Genomic DNA, 19,456 nt, shown 5'->3' on the forward strand with positions numbered 1-19,456 from the left:
GGCTGCATCCTTCACCGATCTGTCCCGATTCTGAACAGGTCACTGTGGTGGAATCGCCACAGCTGGCGCGAAACGAAGGCGGCCCCAGAGCCGCTTTTGTTCCGACAAGGTTCTGCCCTCATTGCCCACCGAAACTTGGGGTTGTTCGGAGGGCGCATCATGTCTCGCATTGCAAGTGCCGAAACTGCCCGGATGTCGCTGGCGAGCTCGAGCCGGTTATTGCTCGCGGTCTTGGGCGCCGCATCGCTCGCTGCCTGCTCGCAATCGCCGGTCGGCCGTCAGAAAGCCGATCTCGCCGGAACGACCCGGCAAGCCGCGGTCGAGCGCCCGCACCGGGTGGCGGCGCTGCATCCACGCCCGATCAGCCGGGCGCGCGTCCCCGCCCGCGACGCAAAGCAAACCGCTTCGCACGGCATCGCCAGCTTCTATTCGGATACGCAGACCGCGAGCGGCGAGAAGTTCGACAGGAACGAATTGACCGCGGCGCATCCCACCCTGCCGTTCGGCACCAAGCTGCGCGTTACCGAGACCTCCTCCGGCCGTTTCGTTACGGTCAGGGTCAACGATCGCGGGCCCTTCGTGCGCGGACGCGTGGTCGACATCTCGCCGTCGGCCGCCGAGGCGCTCGGCATGGTCGACAAGGGCATTACCAATGTCAGGCTTGAAGTCGTGCAATAGGGCGCCACGCGTCGCGACCGTGCGGGCGCGCTTAACCGGCTGTTAGCGGCTTCTCAAGCACCATGGCTGTCCGCACAATTCGGGGCTTTGGGGGAGGCGACGCTTGAACACGATCCAGCATCTCGAAGATCAGGCTGCGCGTGCCGAGCGGCTCGCCAAACGGATCACGGATACGCTGACGATCGAAAAGCTGCTGACCTTCGCGGGCGAACGCCGCCGCGAGATCGAGGTCATCGCCGGCAAACGCCGCCGCAACTAAAGCACGATGCGATCAGGTTCGATTGCTACAAGGGAGGTGCACTCCCTCTCCCGCAAGCGCAGGGCTATCGGATATGACTTGTGGCGGCGGCCTGCGCGCACGCCTCGTCCTTCGAGACGGCGCTGACGCGCCTCCTCAGGATGAGGCTAATCAGCATCAGTGCTCGTTGAAACTGCTGCCGCGCACTCCGCCCTCATCCTGAGGAGCCCGAAGGATGGCCGCAGAGAAAAACTCCCAAATGCGATAGTCATTCCCGCAAGCAGGGAGGGAGCGCACCTCCGTCCTTTTCGGCAAGTGAGCTTCATTTCATCGCGCTTTGGGAATGGCTTTCGATGAAGTCGCTGAGATAATCGGGGAGCTCTATTCCATAGATGTCGCAGCGTGCGCGGATCTCGCCGGCGACGTCGCACGAGATATCCTTCATCCAGTGCTCGAGCGTGTTGAACGAGATCACCTTGATCGGGTCATTGAAGCAGCCGGCGACGAGCTCGCCGATCGTGGTGTCGAGATCGCTGCGCTCGATGCGGATTTCGGTCGCCTCGTCACGGCGATCAACCACCACGAACAGGGTCTGGTCCGCTCCGTAAGGCACGATCGGTGATGATACGCCGGCGTCAAACATCTCGAGGCGCTCACGTCATTGTTTTGATCCCTGACAACGGGAAGAACCGGAAGAAGGTTCCTGCTCGCACGCTTGTGAAGGGCGTCAGAGAAATTCTCTCAAGCGCGACAGCTCGAGGACGTGTTCGGGGGAGAGGATCTCGGTGACGAGCGGCGGCTGCGCTACGGTGCGGATCTCGTAGAGGTGCCGGGTCGTCGCCGGTTTCTGCATGAAAGCCGAGATGCAATCGTCGAGCGTGCCTTCGATGAGCTGGTAGGGCTCCCGGTCAGGCTGGCGCTGATTGGCAAGTGATGGCCATTTATGCAGCACCGCAAGCGCGCCGAAATTGACCTTTGAATCCCCGACCACGTCCCCCATCGCCCTGCCTCACGCAAAACACGACCCCAGCACACGTGCTCGCGTGCCGGGGCCGATACACCTGTCGCTGCACTCAATGCCACAGACACCGAACGCGGCAGCCGGGAAAAGGTTCCCGGCCGCCTCGTGGCTGCGTCAGCTCGCCGCCGCCGCGATCTCGTGCCGCGGGCTGGCGTGACCATCTCCGTGACCGTCACTGCTGCCGACCTTGGGCGGCAGCCCGGCAAAGCGCCGCAAGGCCTGCGCCATCTGCACCCGGCCCGACACGCCTGTGATCACCACGTCCACCATCGCAAAGGACGAGTGGAAGTGGCCGCGCGCCTTCAATTGCTCGACCGGCACGCCCGCTGCGGCCATTGCCTCGGCATAGGCGATGCCTTCGTCGCGCAGCGGATCGAACTCGCAGGTGACCACGAGGGCCGGCGGCAGGCCGGCAACCTTGCCGCGCAGCGGGGCGACCCGCGGGTCGGTGCGGTCCGCCGGCGAGCAATAGAGGTCCCAGAACCAGTACATCAGCGAGCGCGTCAGGAAGTAGGCGGTCCCATTTTCGTTGTAGGAGGGCCGATCGAAGCTGCAGTCGGTGACCGGGCAGACCAGAAGCTGGCCGGCGATCGAGGGCCCGCCGCGGTCGCGCGCGAGCTGGCAGGTGACGGCCGCAATGTTGCCGCCGGCGCTCCAGCCGGCGACCAGCACCGGGCCCGGCCTACCGCCGAACTCGGCGGCGTGCTCGGCGATCCAGCGCGTGGCCGCATAGCCGTCCTCGGCCGCGGTCGGGAAGCGATGCTCCGGTGCGTGGCGATAGCCGACGCTGACGAACATCATGCCGGTCCGCCGCACCATGTCGCGGCAGAACGGCTCGTCCGATTGCTCATCGCCAAGCACCCAGCCGCCGCCGTGGAAATAGACCACGACCGGATGCGGTCCCGGCGTTGCCGGCTTGTAGACGCGGTAGGGCAGCGCGCCGTCGGCGACGGGCAGGGTGCCGTCGACGATCTCGCCGATCGGCCGACCCGCGGGGCGGCCCTTGTTGAACTCGTTGACGAAGGCGCGGGCGCCGAGCGCGCCCATCGACTCGATCGGCGGCAGGTTGAGCGAGGCGAGCAGGTTCAGCACCAGCCGCACGTCCGGCTGCAGGCGCACCACCTCGCCGTCATTGCATTGGACGGCGCCATCGGGGCCGGTGAGCTTGAAGCCGAGCATGCCGCGGCTGACCACCTCGTCGCAGATGCTGCGATAAGGGCCGACGCCGCCGGTATAGGGCATCAGGCCCTGCACCTTGCCGGGCACGTTGGCGCCGGTGTACCAGGTGTTGGCGAGCCGGTGCAGCGTCAGCATCGAGCAGTCGGCCATGTGCCTGTTCCAGCCGGCCTGTGCCGTCTCGGTCGGCTCGATCGTGGTGAAGCCGGCATCGCGCAGCGATGCAACGCGATCGACCACCCAGTCGACATGCTGCTCGATCGACACCGCCATGTTCGACAGCACCGACGGGCTTCCGGGTCCGGTGATCATGAAGAAGTTCGGGAAGCCCTCGACCGTGAGGCCGAGATAGGTCTGCGGCCCCTGCGCCCAGACATCGGACAGCGACTTGCCACCGCGCCCGGTGATCGGATGCACGGCACGGATCGCGCCGGTCATGGCGTCGAAGCCGGTTGCGAAGACGATGACGTCGACGTCGAAGCTGCGGCCGTTCGTGGAAATGCCGCTCGCGGTGATCGCCTTGATCGGCTCCTTGCGCAGATTGACCAGCGTGACGTTCGGCCGGTTGTAGGTTGCGTAATAATTGGTCTCGAGGCAGGGGCGCTTTGCGCCGAACGGATGGTCGTCCGGCATCAGCGCCGCGGCGGTCTCAGGATCGTTGACGGCGGCGCGGATCTTCTCGCGGATCAGATCCTGGACGATCTTGTTGCCGTCGACGTCGACGGCCTGGTCGGCCCAGAGCTGCGTCAGGATGTGGACGAGGTCGCCGGCGGCCCAGGCGCGCTCGAACCGCTCGCGGCGCTCGGCATCGCTGAGCTGCCAGCTCACGACCGTCTGCTGCGGATAGGGCACGCCGGCCATCGACTGCCGCGCCTGCTCGCGATAGGCCGCGCGGTCGCTCTGCAACAGGCTCATGCGGTCCGCGGGCGCAGGGCCGTTGTGCGCCGGCAACGCGAAATTCGGTGTGCGCTGGAACACCGTCAGATGCGCAGCCTGCTCGGCGATCACAGGGATCGACTGGATCGCCGAGGAGCCCGTGCCGATCACGGCGACGCGTTTTCCGGTGAGATCGACGCCGTCATGCGGCCAGCGCCCGGTGAAATAGACCTCGCCCTTGAAGTCCTTGACGCCGTCGATCTCCGGCGGCTTTGGCGCGGAGAGGCAACCGGTCGCCATGATGTAATGGCGGCAGGAGACGGGTGGCCCATTGTCAGTGGTGATGAGCCAGCGCTCCGACGCTTCGTCCCATCTGGCTTCGGTGACCTTGGTCTTGAAACGGATGTCGCGGCGCAGATCGTAGCGATCGGCGACGAAGCCGAGGTAACGCAGGATCTCGGGCTGGGTCGCGTATTTCTCCGACCAGGTCCAGGCGGTCTCGAGCTCCGGATCGAACGTGTAGCTGTAATCGATGGTCTGGATGTCGCAGCGCGCGCCCGGATAGCGGTTCCAGTACCAGGTGCCGCCGACATCGCCGGCCTCGTCGAGCCCGACTGCCGAGAACCCCGTCTTGCGCAGGCGATGGAGAAGGTAGAGGCCGGCAAATCCGGCGCCGACCACGGCAACATCGACCTGCTGGGCGGTTCCGCGCCCATCGGAGGCACGTGTGGCAACCATTGCGTCAGGCATGGTATTCCTCCCGGATGTCTTGTTTTGGCGGCAGGCTATCGCCGCAGGCTCAGCTTGTCATTAGAGCAAGTGCAATCTTAGGGTGGTCGTTTGCGGCGGCTTAGTGACCGCGCGAAGGTTGTGGCACCACACGCACCGCGATGCACAATGGCCGTGATCGTCCGGGGTAATCAGCCATCGTCCTTCTGTGTATGCTTGCGCTTACAAGCCACGCGTACCGCCCGGGCATCATGACAGAGTTGAGTGAGCGAACCAGAGCGAACATGGACGTCGTCCTCGAGCAGACGTGCCGGCAACTGCCGCATGGCGGCGATCACGACAGCCGCAGGTTCATCGCCGAGCGCCTGATCGAGGCGGCGCGGGCGGGACACTCCACGCTCGGCGAGCTCGGCATCGTCGCGCGCCACGCGCTCGCGGAGCTGATCGGCAAAGGCGGTTAGGCTCAAGGCGCGCGAGGGTTGCCTCGCCGACGGCTTCGGACATAACCTGCCAAAACCCTTCATCGAGATCGTTGCGAAGATGCGGGCCCTGCTTGCATTCGTTGCGGCTATTGCAGTCCTGTGTGGCGCCGACCCGGCCGTCGCCCAGCCGGTCGGGCAGTTTCCATTCGCGCTGACGCGTGAAGGGCAGATGCTCGGCGCCGTGGAAGGCGAGGTGGCCTCGTTCAAGGGGCTGGTTTACGCGGCGCCGCCGCTCGGCGCGCTGCGCTGGCAACCGCCGCAGCCGACGACCGAAAGCTCGGAGATGCGCACCGCCTACGATTACGGCGCGCCATGCCTTCAGCCGGCGCTGCCTCTGGCGAGCGAGGATTGCCTGACGCTGAACGTGTTTCGTCCTTTCGGGGTCGACGGCCCGTTGCCGGTGATGGTGTTCATCCATGGCGGCGCGTTCGTCACGGGCACCGCGAACGATCCGCTGTTCGATGGCGCCAAGCTGGCGCAGGCGGGCCTCATCGTGGTCACCGTGAATTATCGCCTCGGCGTGCTCGGCTGGCTCTCGCATCCCGCGCTGTCGGACGCCGGCTCCGGCAATTTCGGCCTGATGGACCAGATCGCCGCGCTGCACTGGGTGCACGACAACATCGCGGCGTTCGGCGGCGATCCTGATAACGTCACGTTGTTCGGCAGCGATGCAGGCGCGACATCGATTGCGCTGCTGATGCTGTCCGCGCAAGCGCGCAATCTGTTCCACAAGGCCATTCTGCAATCGGTGCCCGGCCGCGCGCGCCTGCGTTCGGCGGAAGAGGCGGAGGCCATCGGCCGGCTCTTCGTGGCCGCGCTTTCGCCGAAGACGGATCTGCGCGCAGTCGAGCCGCGGCGCCTGCTGGCCGCCGAGAAACAATTGCTGGAGACATCGCCGCGCAGCTTTGCACCGATGATGGATGGACGTCTCGCGACCGAGGACCTCGCCGCAGGTTTTGCCGCCGGACGCCAAAGCCGCATTCCCTTGATCATCGGCTCGAACGAGGACGAGACCGGCTCGGAGAACGAGACCGCGATCAAGGAGGAGCTTGCGCCGCCGGGCGCGGGCGACGGCGAATTGCGCAAGCTCTATCCCGATCTCGCCAGACCTTCGGATCTCGCGGCAAGAATTTACACCGACAAGGTCTTTTCCGAGCCGGTGCGGCTGCTGGCACGTCTGCACGCGGCAGGCGGCGCGCCGACCTTTCGCTACCGCTTCGCCTATGTGCCGGAGGCCAGGCGCGCCAATCCCGACGTCGGCCACGGGCGCGAGCTGCAGTTCATCTTCGGTACGGAAGGCGTGCCCGGTGCGGGCATCCTGTCGCGGCGCGACCGCGAGGTCGCAGGCCGCATGCGCGCCTATTGGATAAACTTCGCCCGAAGTGGCGATCCCAATGGTCCCGACCTGCCACGCTGGGACGCAGCCAGCGGCGATCGCCTGCTGCTGATCACGAACGATGGCATCGCGAGCGGCGACGACCCGTTCGCGGATCGTCTCGACCGGCTCGCAAATGAGGGCAGGAGATGAATCGGATTTAAGCCGCGAGCTCGACGCGCGGCGCCGGGCTGAGCCGGTCTTCCTCCAGATAATCCATCGCGCCGTCCTTCTCGACGGCATAGAACTGCTGGCCATCCCGCGACTTGAAGGCGGCGCGGACGACACCGCGGCGGCCCTTATCACTGTTGACGACGTCCCCCAGCGCAAACTTCCTCATCGCACGTCTCACTTGTCTTCAGGCCGACTGCTTCGGCCCCGCCGGGGATTCTGGGCGGCAAATCGTTAACGACTTGCTAACCATGCCGCTTTGCCTATGCTCACCGCCGATCGTGCGGACCGCTCGCACGCGCCTGTTGTCAACGAGACGAGCCGATGACGCGACTTCCGACCCTGTTCCTGTCGCATGGCGGCGGCCCCTGGCCCTTCATGGAGGACAGGCGGGTGCAATATGCCAAGACCGCCGAGGCGTTCGCGAACTTGCCGCAGCTTCTGCCCGAGAGGCCGAAGGCGGTGCTGGTCATCACCGGGCATTGGGAAGCCGACGCCTTCACGGTGTCGACCTCGCCGCATCCACCGATGGTCTACGATTATTACGGTTTCCCCGAGCATACCTACCACCTCAAATATCCGGCGCCGGGCAGGCCCGAGCTTGCCGCGCAAGTGAAGGCGCTGCTCACGCATGCCGGCCTCGATTGCCGCGAAGATCCCGACCAGGGTTTCGATCACGGCACGTTCGTTCCGCTCGGGCTGATGTATCCGAATGCCGACATGCCGATCGTGCTGCTGTCGCTGAAGTCCAGCTATGACGCGGCCGAGCACGTCAAGGTGGGGCAGGCGATCGCATCCTTGCGCGACGAAGGCATCCTGATCGTCGGCAGCGGCCTGACCTATCACAACATGCGCGGCTTCAACCGTCCGGAGTCCAAGCCCGTCTCGTATGATTTCGAGGCCTATCTGAACGAGGCGATCAGCAACCCCGATGCGGCGCGCCGCAATGCCATGCTGGTCGATTGGGAGAATGCGCCGAGCGCACGCCTTGCACATCCGCGCGAGGACCATCTGCTGCCGCTGATGGTGGCGGCCGGTGCTGCGGGAAGCGACGTCGGACGGCGCGTCTTCGTCGACGAGGTCGCGCATGTGGCGATGGCCTCGTATGTGTTTGGGTAATGATCTCTTCTCCATCGTCCCGCAAGCGGGGAGAGGCGAAGAAAGCCTCACCCATATCTCAGTTTCATCACCAGAATGCCGCCGGCGAGAACCATGGTGACGGCGTTCGCCGCGACCAGGGGGGCATCGCCTGAAAGCAGGCCGTAGATGAGCCAGAGCGTGAGGCCCAGCATCATGACCAGAAACATGCCGAGAGAAATGTCGCGCGCCGAGCGGGTCTTCCAGACCTTGATGAACTGCGGCGCGTAGGCGACGGTGGTGCAGGTGGCGGCGGCAAAGCCGAGCAGCTTGATCGCGAAGGGGTCCATGTCGGCTCTATAGCATGGATTCGGCTCTGCCTCACGCGCGCGCCGCCATGAGGCTGCGGTACAGCGCGGCATAGTCGCCGGCGCGGTTGCGCCAGGAGACGTCGGTCGCAAGGCCGCTGCGTTGCAGGCGGCGCCAGGTCAGCTTGTCGTGGAAGGCGGTGTTGGCCTTGCGCAGCGTGCCGGCGAGGGCATCCGCCGTCACGGGGGCGAATTTGAAGCCGGTGGCATCGTGGCCGGACGCGTCGGCCTCGCCGATATCGACGATGGTGTCTTCGAGGCCGCCGACGCGCGAGACGATCGGCACGGCGCCATAGCGCAGCGCGCAGAGCTGGGTCAGGCCACACGGCTCGAAGCGGGACGGCACGATCAGCGCGTCCGAGCCGGCCTGGATCAGATGCGCCAGGATTTCGTCATAGCCGATCACGACGCCGATCCGGCCCGGATTGGCGCGGGCCGCGGCCTGGTAGCCATCCTGCAGATCGCGGTCGCCGCTGCCGAGCAGCGCGAGCTGCATGCCTTCGCGCAGGATGGTCGGGATGGCCTCCATCAGGAGATCGAGCCCCTTCTGCCACGACAGCCGGCTGATGACGCCGAGCAGCGGCGCTTCGTCCGAGGAATCGAGGTTGAACTGCTGCTGCAGCACCGCCTTGTTCGCGGCCCGGAAGGTAAGGTCTTCCGCGCCGAAGCGGTAGGCGATGTGCGGATCGGTTTGCGGATTCCAGACCTCGGTGTCGATGCCGTTGAGGATGCCGCTCAGCACGTTGGATCGTTCACGAAGCAGGCCGCCGAGGCCCATGCCGCCTTCGTCGCTCTGGATTTCCTTCGCGTAGGTCGGCGATACCGTGGTGATGCGATCGGCAAGGCGCAAGCCGGCCTTCAAGAAGCTGATGCCGCCGAAATATTCCAGTTCGCTGATGTTGAAGGCATGCCAGGGCAGGCCGATCGATCCGATCAGCTCAGGGGCGAACTTGCCCTGGTAGGCCATGTTGTGAATGGTCATCACGGTGCCGGGCCGCGGACGATTGTCGTAGTGCAGATAGGCCGGCGCGAGCCCCGCCTGCCAGTCGTGGGCATGCACGACATCGGGCACGAAGGCCGGCACGAGGCCGTGGCCGATATCGGCCGCCACGCGCGACAGCGCGGCGAAGCGCGCGCCGTTGTCCGCCCAGTCGACGCCGTCAGTGGTGACATAGGGGTTGCCCGGCCGCGCATAGAGATGCGGCACGTCCAGCACGAACAGATCGAGCCCGGCATGCGAGCCCGCCAGCAGCCGGCCGGGGCCGCCGAAATAATCGGGCCAGCGCCGCAGTTCCTCTGTGCCGGACAAAAGGCGCATCACGTCGGGATAGCCCGGCAGCAAGCTGCGCATCTCGACGCCATGGGCCTTCAGCGCAACCGGGAGCGCGCCGGCGACGTCTGCGAGGCCGCCGGTCTTGACGAGGGGATAGACTTCAGAGGCGACCGCGAGGACGCGAACAGGCGTCATGTATTGAGCCTGTCGATCATCGGCTGGGTGATCAGCGAGATGCCCTGCTCGGTGGTGCGGAAGCGCTTTCCGTCGAACTCGGGATCCTCGCCGACGACGAGCCCTTCCGGGATCTCGACGCCGCGGTCGATCACGACGTTCCTCAAGCGGGCGCCGCGGCCGACACTCACGTAAGGCATGATCACGGCATTCTCGACATTGGCGTAGGAGTTGATGCGCACGCCGGTGAACAGCAGCGAGCGGCGCAGCGACGCGCCGGAGATGATGCAGCCGCCGGAGACCAGCGAGCTCACCGCCTGGCCGCGCCGGCTCTCCTCGTCATGGACGAATTTCGCCGGCGGCGTGATCTCGGCATAGGACCAGATCGGCCAGGCTCGGTCGAACAGGTCGAGCTCGGGCACCACGTCGGTGAGGTCGATATTGGCGGCCCAATAGGCGTCGACCGTGCCAACGTCGCGCCAATAGGCGCGAGTGTCGCTGCCCGAGCGGACGCAGGAGGTCGAGTACTGGTGCGCCATCGCGCGGCCGTTCTTGACCAGGTAGGGAATGATGTCCTTGCCGAAATCGTGGTTCGAGTTCGGGTCCTCGGCATCGCGCTTGAGCTGGTCGAACAGGAATTTCGCGTCGAACACGTAGATGCCCATGCTGGCGAGCGAGACGTCCGGCTTGCCCGGCATCGGCGGCGGATCCTTCGGCTTCTCCAGGAACTCCTGGATCCAGCCGTTCTCGTCGATATGCATGATGCCGAAACCGGAAGATTCGGTCCGCGGCATTTCCAGGCAGCCGACGGTGACGTCGGCGCCGCTCTCGACGTGCTGGCGCAGCATCACCTCGTAGTCCATTTTGTAGATGTGGTCTCCGGCCAGCACGACGATGAAGCGGCAGGCGTGGGATTCGATGATGTCGATGTTCTGGTACACCGCGTCCGCCGTGCCGACATACCACATGCTCTCGGAGACGCGCTGGCTGGCGGGCAGGATGTCAAAACTCTCGTTGCGTTCGGGGCGGAAGAAGTTCCAGCCCATCTGAAGGTGCCGGATCAGGCTGTGCGCCTTGTATTGGGTCGCCACCGCGATACGGCGGATGCCGGAGTTCACCGCGTTCGACAGCGCGAAATCGATGATGCGGGACTTTCCGCCGAAATAGACCGCCGGCTTGGCGCGGCGGTCGGTCAGCTCCAGCAGGCGGCTGCCGCGTCCTCCGGCCAGGACAAACGCCAGCGCCTGACGGGCAAGCGGCTCGGGTCTCGCGGCACTCATGTGATCCTCCCACAACTCTGGCGCTCGCGAGAAGCCTCCCGGCCGCGCACATTGGAACCGATAGTAATGGCACGAATAGTAAATCGTGAAGGTGGTTGTTGGTTGCGAATGCACGGGAAGCTTAATGCCTTGCCGGGGTGATCGGGCCTCAGCCACCGTCGCGCGGCTGTCACAGGCGATGACGTCGCCGGGCACCGGTTGATCAGAACGGAGGCAAGCGTCTTGTGCGGTGCACGCAAACTCCAGGCTTTGAAATTCAATGCTTTGACTTGGCGCAAGGATGTCCGATCATGACGCTGCGATCCTTTTTCCAAGCGAAAGGTCAGACAGGGAGTAGGACGATGAGGATCTGGAAGACGGCGATTGCCTGTTCATTGGCCGGGGTGGTCATGGTGGCCCAGATCGGGCAGGCCACGGCGGCCCCGATGCCGACCAACGTTGCGACGATGAAGGCTGCGGCCGGTGACAATGTCACACCGGTGCATTGGCGCGGCAGCGGCTGGGGCTTTGCCCTCGGCGGTCTCGCAGCCGGCGCGCTCATCGGCGGCGCCATCGCCGCGGGGTCTCCTTACGGCTACGGCTATTATGGCCGGCCCTATTACGGTGGCTACGGCTACGGATATCCGGGCTACGGTTATGGTTATGCCCCCGCCTATTACGGCGGCTACGGCTACGCACCGATCTATCCGCGATACTATCGGCCGTACCGTCCGTATTACAGCTATGGCTATTACCGGCCGTACCGGGTTTATCACCGCCCGTTCGGTGTTTATCCCCGTCCCTACTACCGCGCCTATTGGTGAGCACCGCGCGGCTAGAATGACAGCCACACGATCAGGCTCATGCATGCAACATGCATGAGCAGGATCGCGGCGAGATGCAATGGCCCTGGCCTGAGGCGAAGCCTGCGCCTCCCGCCGTCGCCTAATTCGATCCCACGGCCGCAGCCGTGAAGCTGCGCTCGACGGCTTTGCTGACGTCGAGCTTCTTCGGCAGGATGCCGTAGCGCGTCGCGCGGTCGGAGGCTTCCTGCACCTCCTTGACCACGTTCTCGTCGATCACGATCGGGCCGGTGCGCTGCGCGGTGTAGGCCGACAGCAGCACGTCCTCGGGCAGCTTGGTCAATTCGGCCGTGTTCTTGGCGTATTCGGCGACATGGTCCAGCGACCACAGTCGCGCCTTGTTCAAGCGCTGCACCAGATCCTGCACCGCCGCGCGCTTGGTGGCGATGGCGTTGTCGGAGGCGACGATGAAGGTGATGGTCGGCGTCAGCCCTTCGCCGTTGGCGATGACGCGAGCCTTGTCCTTCAACGTCGCGAACGAGACGTAGGGCTCCCACACCGCCCAGGCGTCGATCGAGCCGGCGAGCAGCGCGATCTTGGCATCGACCGGGCCGAGCGGCGCGAAGGTCGCATCCTCCAGCTTGATCGCTGCCTTCTCCAGTGTCGCATCGATCAGGAACTGGCCCCAGCCGCCGCGTGTGCCGGCGAGCCGCTTGCCCTTGAGGTCGGCCGCCGACTTGATCGGCGAATCCTGACGCACCAGGATAGCCTGCGTCTTCGCATCCGAGCGCGTGCCGCCGATCGCCTTGATCGGCGCGCCCGCGGCATAGACCGAGAGGAACGAGAGATCGCCGGTGTAGCCGACGTCGAGCGCGCCGGCATTGAGCGCTTCGAGGATCGGCGCGGCCGCGGGGAATTCCGACCATTCGATTCTGTAAGGCAGGTCCTTCGCATAGCCGGAGATTTCGAGCAGCGAGCGATTGCCGCCCTTCTGGTCGCCGACGCGCAGCACGACAATGTCGGCGGCGAGCGATGCGGCAGCGGTCGATAGCGTGATGGCGGCGGCGAGCAGCGAGGTGGCGAGCCGGCGTGTGATGGAATGGTCGTGAGAGTTGATGCTCATTGGATCCGTCTTGTTGCGTTGCTCACGATGCGTGAGCGAACGGTGCAGCGAGACGATCAAGTCTATGAGCGCGCGGTGCGCCGTCAATGAAATGGCCAACCGTATTGTGCGTGCTTCAGGCAATGACGTTTCAGCGGGCCGGCGCTTTCGAGAATGCGCAGCGTGCGCGGCAGACGCTGCACAGGGATGCAGCAGGCGATGGAGTCGCGGTTGACCGTGCGTGCCTATGCATCTGCGAAAATCCTTTCATCGCTTGCCCATGCGCGGATGGAGAGAATGTCTTCCCTTCGCGCAACATTCGAAAATCCATTTCATTGACGATGCCGCGAACGCGCCGCATGATTTGCGCATCGCATCAACACGGCGCGCCAAGCGCCGACGGAACAATTTTCTCTTAGACGCAGCTCCGCACGGAACATGCGCAACGCGACCCGTTGCGTACACGGCGGAGCCGTGCCAGCGCAGGAGCCAGGCCGATGAACAACGATAACCAGCGCAGCGGGTCGAAACTCGACCGGCGCCACCTGCTTCAGGCAGGGCTTGCGGCGGCCTTCGCAGCGCCGCTCGGCGCGCTGGGTGCGCAGGCCTTCGCACCGCGCGCCATCGCGCCGGGTGTCGACTTCTCCGAGTTTCCGCTGTGCCGCACGGCCTCTGACGCACCCGCGCTCACTGGCGCGCCGCGCAAGCTGAAGCTGTCGTGGAATGCCGGCGCCGTCTGCCTCGCGCCGGTGCCGGTCGCGATCGAGCACGGCTTCTTCAAGAAGCATAATCTCGACGTCGAGCTCGTCAACTATTCCGGCTCGACCGACCAGCTGCTCGAGGCCATCGCGACAGGCAAAAGCGATGCCGGTCTCGGCATGGCACTGCGCTGGCTGAAGCCGCTGGAGCAGGGTTTTGACGTCAAGATCGCCGCGGGCACCCATGGCGGCTGCATGCGGGTGCTGTCGCGCACCGATTCCGGCGTCTCGAAGCTGACCGACCTCAAGGGCAAGATCGTCGCGGTCGGCGATCTCGCCGGTCCCGACAAGAACTTCTTCTCGATCCAATTGGCCAAACTCGGCATCGATCCGGTGAAGGACGTCGACTGGCGCGCCTATCCCGGCAATCTGCTCAACGTTGCCGTGGAGAAGGGCGAGGTGCAGGCGTTCCTGTCGTCCGATCCGCTCGCCTATCTCTGGCTCAAGGACACACAGTACAAGGAGGTCGCCTCAAATCTCGATGGGGAGTACCGCGAGAAGAGCTGCTGCATCCTCGGCCTGCGCGGCTCGCTCGTGCGCGAAGAGCCTCAAGTCGCGCGCGCCATCACCCAGGCGCTGCTCGATGCTGCGATGTTCACCGCGCAGAATGCGACGCTCGCGGCGAAATCGTTCCAGCCCTATGCGCCGAAGGCGGCGACGCTCGCCGATATCGAGGGCATGGTGCGCTACCACACCCACCATCATCATCCCGTCGGCGAGATCTTGAAGCGCGAGCTCAAGGCCTACGCCGACGACCTCAAGAGCGTGCAGGTCTTCAAGCAGAGCACCGACACCGCCAAATTCGCGGAGCGCATCTATGTCGACGTATTCGCTGTCTGACGGCCTTGCCTCGGGCGCGCCGCGCACCTCGCGCGTGCCGCTGCTGGCGAGCTGGATCCGGGAGTCCGGCGCCGGCGTTCTCGCCAGCGTCGCCTGGATCGCCCTCGGCCTGTCCTGCCTGTGGTGGCAGGATGTCGGCGATTGGTCGCGCACGCATTCACTCGGCATCGCCGCCTTCATCATCGCGGCGCTCGCGCTGTTCGGCACCGTCGGGGCCGACTATCTGGGATCGGCAGGACAGGCGCTGCACAAGCGCGCGCCATGGCTGGTCGCGCTCGGGGTGTTCCTGACGGTGTGGGAGGTCGCGACGGCAAAATTCGCCTGGCTGCCGCTGCCGTTCTTCCCGCCGCCGCAGGCGATCATCGAGGTCTATACCGACGATCTGCCGAAGCTGCTCGACAGCGTCCTTGCCTCGATCAAGCTCCAGCTCGGCGGCCATCTGATCGGCGCCACGATTGGCTTTCTAACCGGCGTCTCGATCGGCTGGTCGCGCGCGGTTGGTTATTGGGTGCATCCGGTGCTGCGCTTCATCGGCCCACTGCCGGCGACCGCCTGGCTGCCGATCGCCTTCTTCACCTTTCCGTCGAGCTGGAGCGCCTCGACCTTCCTGATCGCGCTGGCAACGGGCTTCCCGGTTACCGTGCTGACCTGGTCGGGCGTCGCGAGCGTCAGCAACGCCTATTACGACGTCGCGCGCACGCTGGGGGCAAAGCCTTCGTTCCTGGTGCTGAAGGTCGCGATCCCGGCCGCGTTGCCGCACGTCTTCGTCGGCCTGTTCATGGGGCTCGGCTCGTCCTTTGCCGTGCTCGTCGTCGCCGAGATGATCGGCGTTAAGGCCGGGCTCGGCTGGTACCTGCAATGGGCGCAGGGCTGGGCCGCCTACGCCAACATGTATGCAGCGCTGATCGTGATGTCGCTGCTCTGCTCCGGCGCAATCACGCTGCTGTTTGCGATCCGCGATCGCCTCCTGGTCTGGCAGAAGGGAACCGTCAAATGGTAGCCACAGCTCTCGCCGAAGCGGTCACGCATCCGGCCACCGGCGCCGCGCTCGCTATCGAGCAGGTCAGCCACGCCTTCGACATCGACGGGACCGAGCTGCCGGTGCTGAGCGACGTCAGCATCTCGGTCGAGCCCGGCGAGTTCGTCGCGCTGCTCGGCCCGTCCGGCTGCGGCAAGTCGACCTTGCTGCGGCTGATCGCCGGCCTCGACAAGCCGAAGGCGGGAAGGCTGCGGGAGGACGAGGAGCGCATCAGGAACCCGCATCCCTCGCGCGTCGTCGTGTTCCAGGATCCGACCCTGTTTCCCTGGCGGTCGGTCTGGGACAACGTCGCCCTGGGCCCTGAGGCCCAGGGCATTTTGAGGAGCCAGCGCCAGCGCGTCGATGACGCGCTTGACCTCGTCGGGCTTTCGCCGTTCCGCAACGCCTATCCGCACCAGCTCTCCGGCGGCATGGCGCAGCGCGTCGCGCTGGCGCGGGCGCTGGTCAACGATCCCAAGATACTGATCCTGGATGAGCCCCTGGGGAAACTGGACTCGCTGACCCGCATCACCATGCAGGCCGAGCTCGTCGCGCTCTGGCAGCGCAAGGGGTTCACCACACTGCTGGTGACGCATGATGCGGAGGAGGCGCTGGTGCTCGCCAACCGCGTCATCGTGTTCAGCGATCGTCCCGCGCGGGTGAAGGCCGATATCCGCGTCGATCGTCCGTATCCGCGCCATCGCGGCGATCCGTATTTGGCTGAGCTGCGCCGCCAGATCCTCGGGCTGTTGGGGCTGGACGCCACATGGTGACCTCCATAGCCAAGGGCCGCACGGCTCACAGCGAGCCCGACTACATCGCCCGCGCCGCGACGCTTGCCACAAGCTTTGCGGCGCGCGCGGCCGAGCACGACCGGCTCGGCAGCTTTCCCTTCGAGAATTTTCGCGAGCTCTCGGAGGCAGGCTTGCTGTCTCTGACGGTGCCGGCGGTTCATGGCGGCGCCGGTGCCGGCGCGCGCTATGCCGCGCGCGTGCTCGGCATTCTCGGCAAGGCCGATCCGTCGACCGCGCTGGTGCTGTCGATGCACTACATCAATCATCTCGTGATGGCGCGCAGTCCGAACTGGCCGGCGCGACTGTCGCGCAAGCTCGCGCGCGAAAGTGTTGAGGGCATCGCCCTTATCAATGCCCTGCGCGTGGAGCCGGAGCTCGGCTCGCCTGCGCGCGGAGGGTTGCCGGCGACGATCGCGCGGCGCACCGAAACCGGCTGGCGCCTCTCCGGCCACAAGATCTACTCGACGGGATCGCCGATCCTGAAATGGTACCTGGTCTGGGCGCGCACCGACGAGGCGGAGCCGCGCGTCGGCCAGTTCCTGGTGCCGGCGGGCCTGCCGGGCACGCGCATCGTCCAGACCTGGGACCATCACGGCCTGCGCGCCAGCGGCAGCCACGACGTCATCTTCGACGACGTCGTGGTCCCGCTCGATGCCGAGGTCGATTTGCGCAAGCCGGCGGACTGGCGCACGCTCGACGTTACGCAGCAGACTGTGCACACCGTCTTCATCGCCGCGATCTACGACGGCGTTGCCCGCGCCGCGCGCGACTGGCTGATCAATTTCCTGAAGCAGCGCGTGCCTGCCAGCCTCGGCGCGCCGCTGGCGACCTTAGCCCGCGCGCAGGAGATCGTCGGGGCCATCGAGGCGCGGCTTGCGGTCAACGCACGTTTGATCGACACGGCTGCCCGCGACTTCGACGATGGCGTCGATCTCTCTGCCGGTGAATCCAACGTCATCAAGCTGACCGTGACCAACAACGCCGTTGCCGTCGTCGAGGACGCGCTGTCGTTGACCGGTAACCACGGGCTCAGCCGCGCCAATCCGCTGGAGCGGCATTATCGCGACGTGCTGTGCGGCCGCGTGCACACGCCGCAGGATGATTCCACGCGCATCGGCCTCGGCCGCCTCGCACTCGGCCTCTAGGGATCAACAGGGAGACGATCATGTCGATCGAGTTCATCGGCTTCATCAGCAACAACAATTCGTCCGAGACCATCGTCCGGGAAGGACCGGTGCTCAATCCGACCCATATCGAGACGGTGGCGAAGGCGCATGAGAATGCCGGCTTCGACCGCGCGCTGCTGGCGTTTCATTCGACCTCGCCCGATGCGCTCCAGGTCGCCCAGCACGTGCTCAATCACACCGAGAAGCTCAACGTGCTCATCGCGCAGCGGCCCGGCTTTACCGCCCCGACATTGCTGGCGCGGCAGTTCGCCGTGCTCGACCAGTTTTCCCGCGGCCGCGTCGCGCTCCATGTCATCACCGGCGGCAACGCCACCGAGCTGCGGCAAGACGGCAACACGCTCGACGACAAGGACGAGCGCTATGCCCGCACCTCTGAATTCCTCGACGTGCTCAAGCTGCAATGGAGCAGCGACAAGCCGTTCAGCTACAAGGGCAGGTACTACCAGGTCGAGAACGCCTTCTCGCAGGTGAAGCCGTATCGCCCCGAAGGCATCCGCGTCTATTTCGGCGGCGCCTCGGATGCGGCGATCGACGTCGCTGGCAAGCATGCCGACACCTTTGCGCTATGGGGCGAATCCTACGCGCAGGTGCGCGATATCACCTCGCGCGTGCACAACGCCGCGGTGCGGCAGGGGCGGCCGACGCCGCGCTTCAGCCTGTCGGTGCGGCCGATCATTGCACCGACCGAGAAGCAGGCCTGGGAGAAGGCGGAGGAAATTCTCGCGCGCGCCACCGCGCTCCAGGACAAGACCGGCTATCGCAAGCCCGCTGACGGGCATGCCACCGCCGGCGCACGGCGCCTGCTCGCGCTCGCCGATCAGGGCAGCCGCATCGACAAGCGGCTCTGGACCGAGATCGCAAAGCTGACCGGCGCTAACAGCAACACCACGGCACTGGTCGGCACGCCCGAGCAGGTTGCGGAGGTCTTCGGTGACTATTACGATCTCGGCATCAGCCATTTCCTAATCCGCGGCTTCGATCCGCTGATCGATAGCATCGAATACGGCCGGGAGCTGATCCCGCTGACACGCGAGCTGGTCGCCAAGCGCCAGGCCGTTCGCGGCGAGGCCGCAGAATGATCCGCCTCATGTTGGCCGGCGCGCTGCTGTTCGCTTCGTTCGAAGTCGCAGCTGCGCAAACCACGCTCCGTGTCGGGGACCAGAAGGGCAATGCGCAGGCCGTGATGGAAGCGGCCGGCGTGCTCAAGGATGTGCCCTACAAGATCGAGTGGAGAGAGTTTCCGGCGGCCGCGCCGCTTCTGGAGGCGCTCAGCGCCGGCGCGATCGAGACCGGCCTCGTTGGCGATGCGCCCTTCACCTTCGCCGCCGCGTCGGGCGCGCCGGTGAAGGCGATCGCTGCTATCCGGCAGACGCGCGAGGGGCTCGCCATCCTCGTGCCCGAGAATTCGCCGATCAAGAGCTTTGCCGATCTCCGGGGTAAGAAGATCGCGACCGGCCGCGGCTCGATCGGCCATCAGCTGATCCTTGCTGCGCTGGAGAAGAACGGCTGGAGCGCGAACGACGTCCAGATCGCGTTCCTGGCGCCGTCCGACGCCAAGATCGCCTACACGCAAGGCTCGGTCGATGCATGGTCGACCTGGGAGCCGTATGTGAGCCAGGAGGAGGTGCTGTTCAAGTCGCGGCGCGTCATCACCTCGGAAGGGCTGACGCCGGGGCTGAGCTTCCAGGTAGCGCGGCCCGACGCGATCAGGGACAAGCGCGCCGAGCTGACCGATTTCATCCGCCGCCTCACCGCGGCGCGGGCCTGGTCGCTAAACAATATCGACAGCTATGCCGCGACCTGGGGCAGGTTGATGAACATCCCCACCGCCGTGCCGCAGAACTGGCTGTCACGCGCCAAGATCAGGATCGCGCCGATCGATGACGGCGTGGTCAAAGACGAGCAGGCGACGATCGACCTCTATTTCCGCTGGGGCCTGATCAAGCAGAAGCTGGATGCCGCGGAGATCGTCGATCGCTCGTTCACGGACGCGATCGCGAAGGTGGGGTTGTAGCCTTTACGCAACTCTCGTGTCCCGGACGCGCTGCAGCGTGAAA

The 19,456-nt window shown here is 65.5% G+C and carries 20 protein-coding genes; 12 read left to right on the forward strand and 8 right to left on the reverse strand.

The genetic code is table 11. The features are described from left to right. Positions 1-159 precede the first annotated feature (159 nt). Together ACTEK7_RS28985 and ACTEK7_RS28990 are read left to right on the forward strand one after the other, a co-directional pair. Positions 160-678: a septal ring lytic transglycosylase RlpA family protein gene (locus ACTEK7_RS28985; protein ID WP_036025042.1), complete on the forward strand. Its 519-nt coding sequence runs from the start codon at positions 160-162 to the stop codon at positions 676-678. A gap of 103 nt (positions 679-781) precedes the next feature. Next, complete coding sequence (locus ACTEK7_RS28990; RefSeq protein ID WP_167361678.1) at positions 782-937, forward strand: hypothetical protein; 156 nt, start codon at positions 782-784, stop codon at positions 935-937. A 301-nt stretch (positions 938-1,238) separates the two neighbouring features. On the opposite strand, the gene ACTEK7_RS28995 is transcribed toward ACTEK7_RS28990, so the two are convergent. The 3 genes from ACTEK7_RS28995 to ACTEK7_RS29005 all read right to left on the reverse strand — a co-directional run bounded on the left by ACTEK7_RS28995 (position 1,239) and on the right by ACTEK7_RS29005 (position 4,739). Then, a complete protein-coding gene (locus ACTEK7_RS28995) occupies positions 1,239-1,559 on the reverse strand; it encodes a hypothetical protein (protein WP_036006679.1) in 321 nt (106 codons plus the stop codon). 84 nt (positions 1,560-1,643) lie between these two features. After that, positions 1,644-1,916 (reverse strand): hypothetical protein, encoded by a 273-nt coding sequence (locus ACTEK7_RS29000; protein WP_036006682.1) that lies wholly within the window; start codon positions 1,914-1,916, stop codon positions 1,644-1,646. A 135-nt stretch (positions 1,917-2,051) separates the two neighbouring features. Beyond that, positions 2,052-4,739, reverse strand: coding sequence for a flavin-containing monooxygenase (locus ACTEK7_RS29005; RefSeq protein WP_225147797.1), 2,688 nt, complete (start codon positions 4,737-4,739; stop codon positions 2,052-2,054). Between the two features lie 191 nt (positions 4,740-4,930). Between ACTEK7_RS29005 and ACTEK7_RS29010 the strand changes: the two genes are divergently transcribed. Then, a complete protein-coding gene (locus tag ACTEK7_RS29010; protein ID WP_345944133.1) occupies positions 4,931-5,179 on the forward strand; it encodes a hypothetical protein in 249 nt (82 codons plus the stop codon). Between the two features lie 79 nt (positions 5,180-5,258). Continuing rightward, positions 5,259-6,728 (forward strand): carboxylesterase/lipase family protein, encoded by a 1,470-nt coding sequence (locus tag ACTEK7_RS29015; RefSeq protein ID WP_225147796.1) that lies wholly within the window; start codon positions 5,259-5,261, stop codon positions 6,726-6,728. Positions 6,729-6,735: 7 nt separating this feature from the next. Here the strand turns inward: ACTEK7_RS29015 and ACTEK7_RS29020 are convergent, their stop codons facing one another. Beyond that, entirely contained in the window at positions 6,736-6,915 is a 180-nt protein-coding gene (locus ACTEK7_RS29020) for a hypothetical protein (RefSeq protein WP_036006694.1), read from the reverse strand. Positions 6,916-7,070: 155 nt separating this feature from the next. Here ACTEK7_RS29020 and ACTEK7_RS29025 point away from each other — a divergent pair, with 155 nt between their 5' ends. Next, positions 7,071-7,865 (forward strand): DODA-type extradiol aromatic ring-opening family dioxygenase, encoded by a 795-nt coding sequence (locus ACTEK7_RS29025; protein ID WP_225147795.1) that lies wholly within the window; start codon positions 7,071-7,073, stop codon positions 7,863-7,865. 47 nt (positions 7,866-7,912) lie between these two features. Here the strand turns inward: ACTEK7_RS29025 and ACTEK7_RS29030 are convergent, their stop codons facing one another. The 3 genes from ACTEK7_RS29030 to glgC are packed head-to-tail and all read right to left on the reverse strand — an operon-like array spanning position 7,913 to position 10,918. Then, a complete protein-coding gene (locus ACTEK7_RS29030; RefSeq protein ID WP_036006700.1) occupies positions 7,913-8,173 on the reverse strand; it encodes a SemiSWEET transporter in 261 nt (86 codons plus the stop codon). Positions 8,174-8,204: 31 nt separating this feature from the next. Further along, positions 8,205-9,659, reverse strand: coding sequence for a glycogen synthase GlgA (glgA, locus tag ACTEK7_RS29035; protein WP_225147794.1), 1,455 nt, complete (start codon positions 9,657-9,659; stop codon positions 8,205-8,207). After that, the gene (glgC, locus tag ACTEK7_RS29040) at positions 9,656-10,918 is read right to left on the reverse strand and encodes a glucose-1-phosphate adenylyltransferase (protein ID WP_036006706.1); all 1,263 of its coding nucleotides are present in this window, start codon (positions 10,916-10,918) and stop codon (positions 9,656-9,658) included. The genes glgA and glgC overlap by 4 nt, the downstream gene beginning before the upstream one ends. Before the next feature lie 341 nt (positions 10,919-11,259). On the opposite strand from glgC, the gene ACTEK7_RS29045 reads away from it, so the two are divergent. Beyond that, positions 11,260-11,721 carry a hypothetical protein gene (locus tag ACTEK7_RS29045; RefSeq protein WP_225147793.1) on the forward strand — a complete coding sequence of 154 codons (462 nt, stop codon included), beginning with the start codon at positions 11,260-11,262 and terminating at the stop codon, positions 11,719-11,721. A gap of 121 nt (positions 11,722-11,842) precedes the next feature. Here the strand turns inward: ACTEK7_RS29045 and ACTEK7_RS29050 are convergent, their stop codons facing one another. Next, positions 11,843-12,823: an ABC transporter substrate-binding protein gene (locus ACTEK7_RS29050; protein WP_225114509.1), complete on the reverse strand. Its 981-nt coding sequence runs from the start codon at positions 12,821-12,823 to the stop codon at positions 11,843-11,845. 476 nt (positions 12,824-13,299) lie between these two features. On the opposite strand from ACTEK7_RS29050, the gene ACTEK7_RS29055 reads away from it, so the two are divergent. Genes ACTEK7_RS29055 through ACTEK7_RS29080 form a run of 6 tightly spaced genes read left to right on the forward strand, consistent with a single transcriptional unit; the run spans position 13,300 to position 19,413 of the window. Continuing rightward, positions 13,300-14,400, forward strand: a complete 1,101-nt coding sequence (locus tag ACTEK7_RS29055) for an ABC transporter substrate-binding protein (protein WP_225143029.1) — start codon at positions 13,300-13,302, stop codon at positions 14,398-14,400. After that, the gene (locus ACTEK7_RS29060) at positions 14,378-15,400 is read left to right on the forward strand and encodes an ABC transporter permease (protein ID WP_225147792.1); all 1,023 of its coding nucleotides are present in this window, start codon (positions 14,378-14,380) and stop codon (positions 15,398-15,400) included. Before ACTEK7_RS29055 ends, ACTEK7_RS29060 begins: the two co-directional genes overlap by 23 nt. After that, positions 15,394-16,191, forward strand: a complete 798-nt coding sequence (locus ACTEK7_RS29065; RefSeq protein WP_225147791.1) for an ABC transporter ATP-binding protein — start codon at positions 15,394-15,396, stop codon at positions 16,189-16,191. The genes ACTEK7_RS29060 and ACTEK7_RS29065 overlap by 7 nt, the downstream gene beginning before the upstream one ends. Further along, entirely contained in the window at positions 16,185-17,357 is a 1,173-nt protein-coding gene (locus ACTEK7_RS29070; protein ID WP_074448139.1) for an acyl-CoA dehydrogenase family protein, read from the forward strand. The genes ACTEK7_RS29065 and ACTEK7_RS29070 overlap by 7 nt, the downstream gene beginning before the upstream one ends. Positions 17,358-17,377: 20 nt before the next feature. Next, positions 17,378-18,478: an LLM class flavin-dependent oxidoreductase gene (locus tag ACTEK7_RS29075; protein ID WP_225114506.1), complete on the forward strand. Its 1,101-nt coding sequence runs from the start codon at positions 17,378-17,380 to the stop codon at positions 18,476-18,478. Then, a complete protein-coding gene (locus ACTEK7_RS29080) occupies positions 18,475-19,413 on the forward strand; it encodes an ABC transporter substrate-binding protein (protein ID WP_036006740.1) in 939 nt (312 codons plus the stop codon). Before ACTEK7_RS29075 ends, ACTEK7_RS29080 begins: the two co-directional genes overlap by 4 nt. Positions 19,414-19,456 lie beyond the last annotated feature (43 nt).

This window comes from Bradyrhizobium sp. JHI2711, assembly GCF_056156565.1.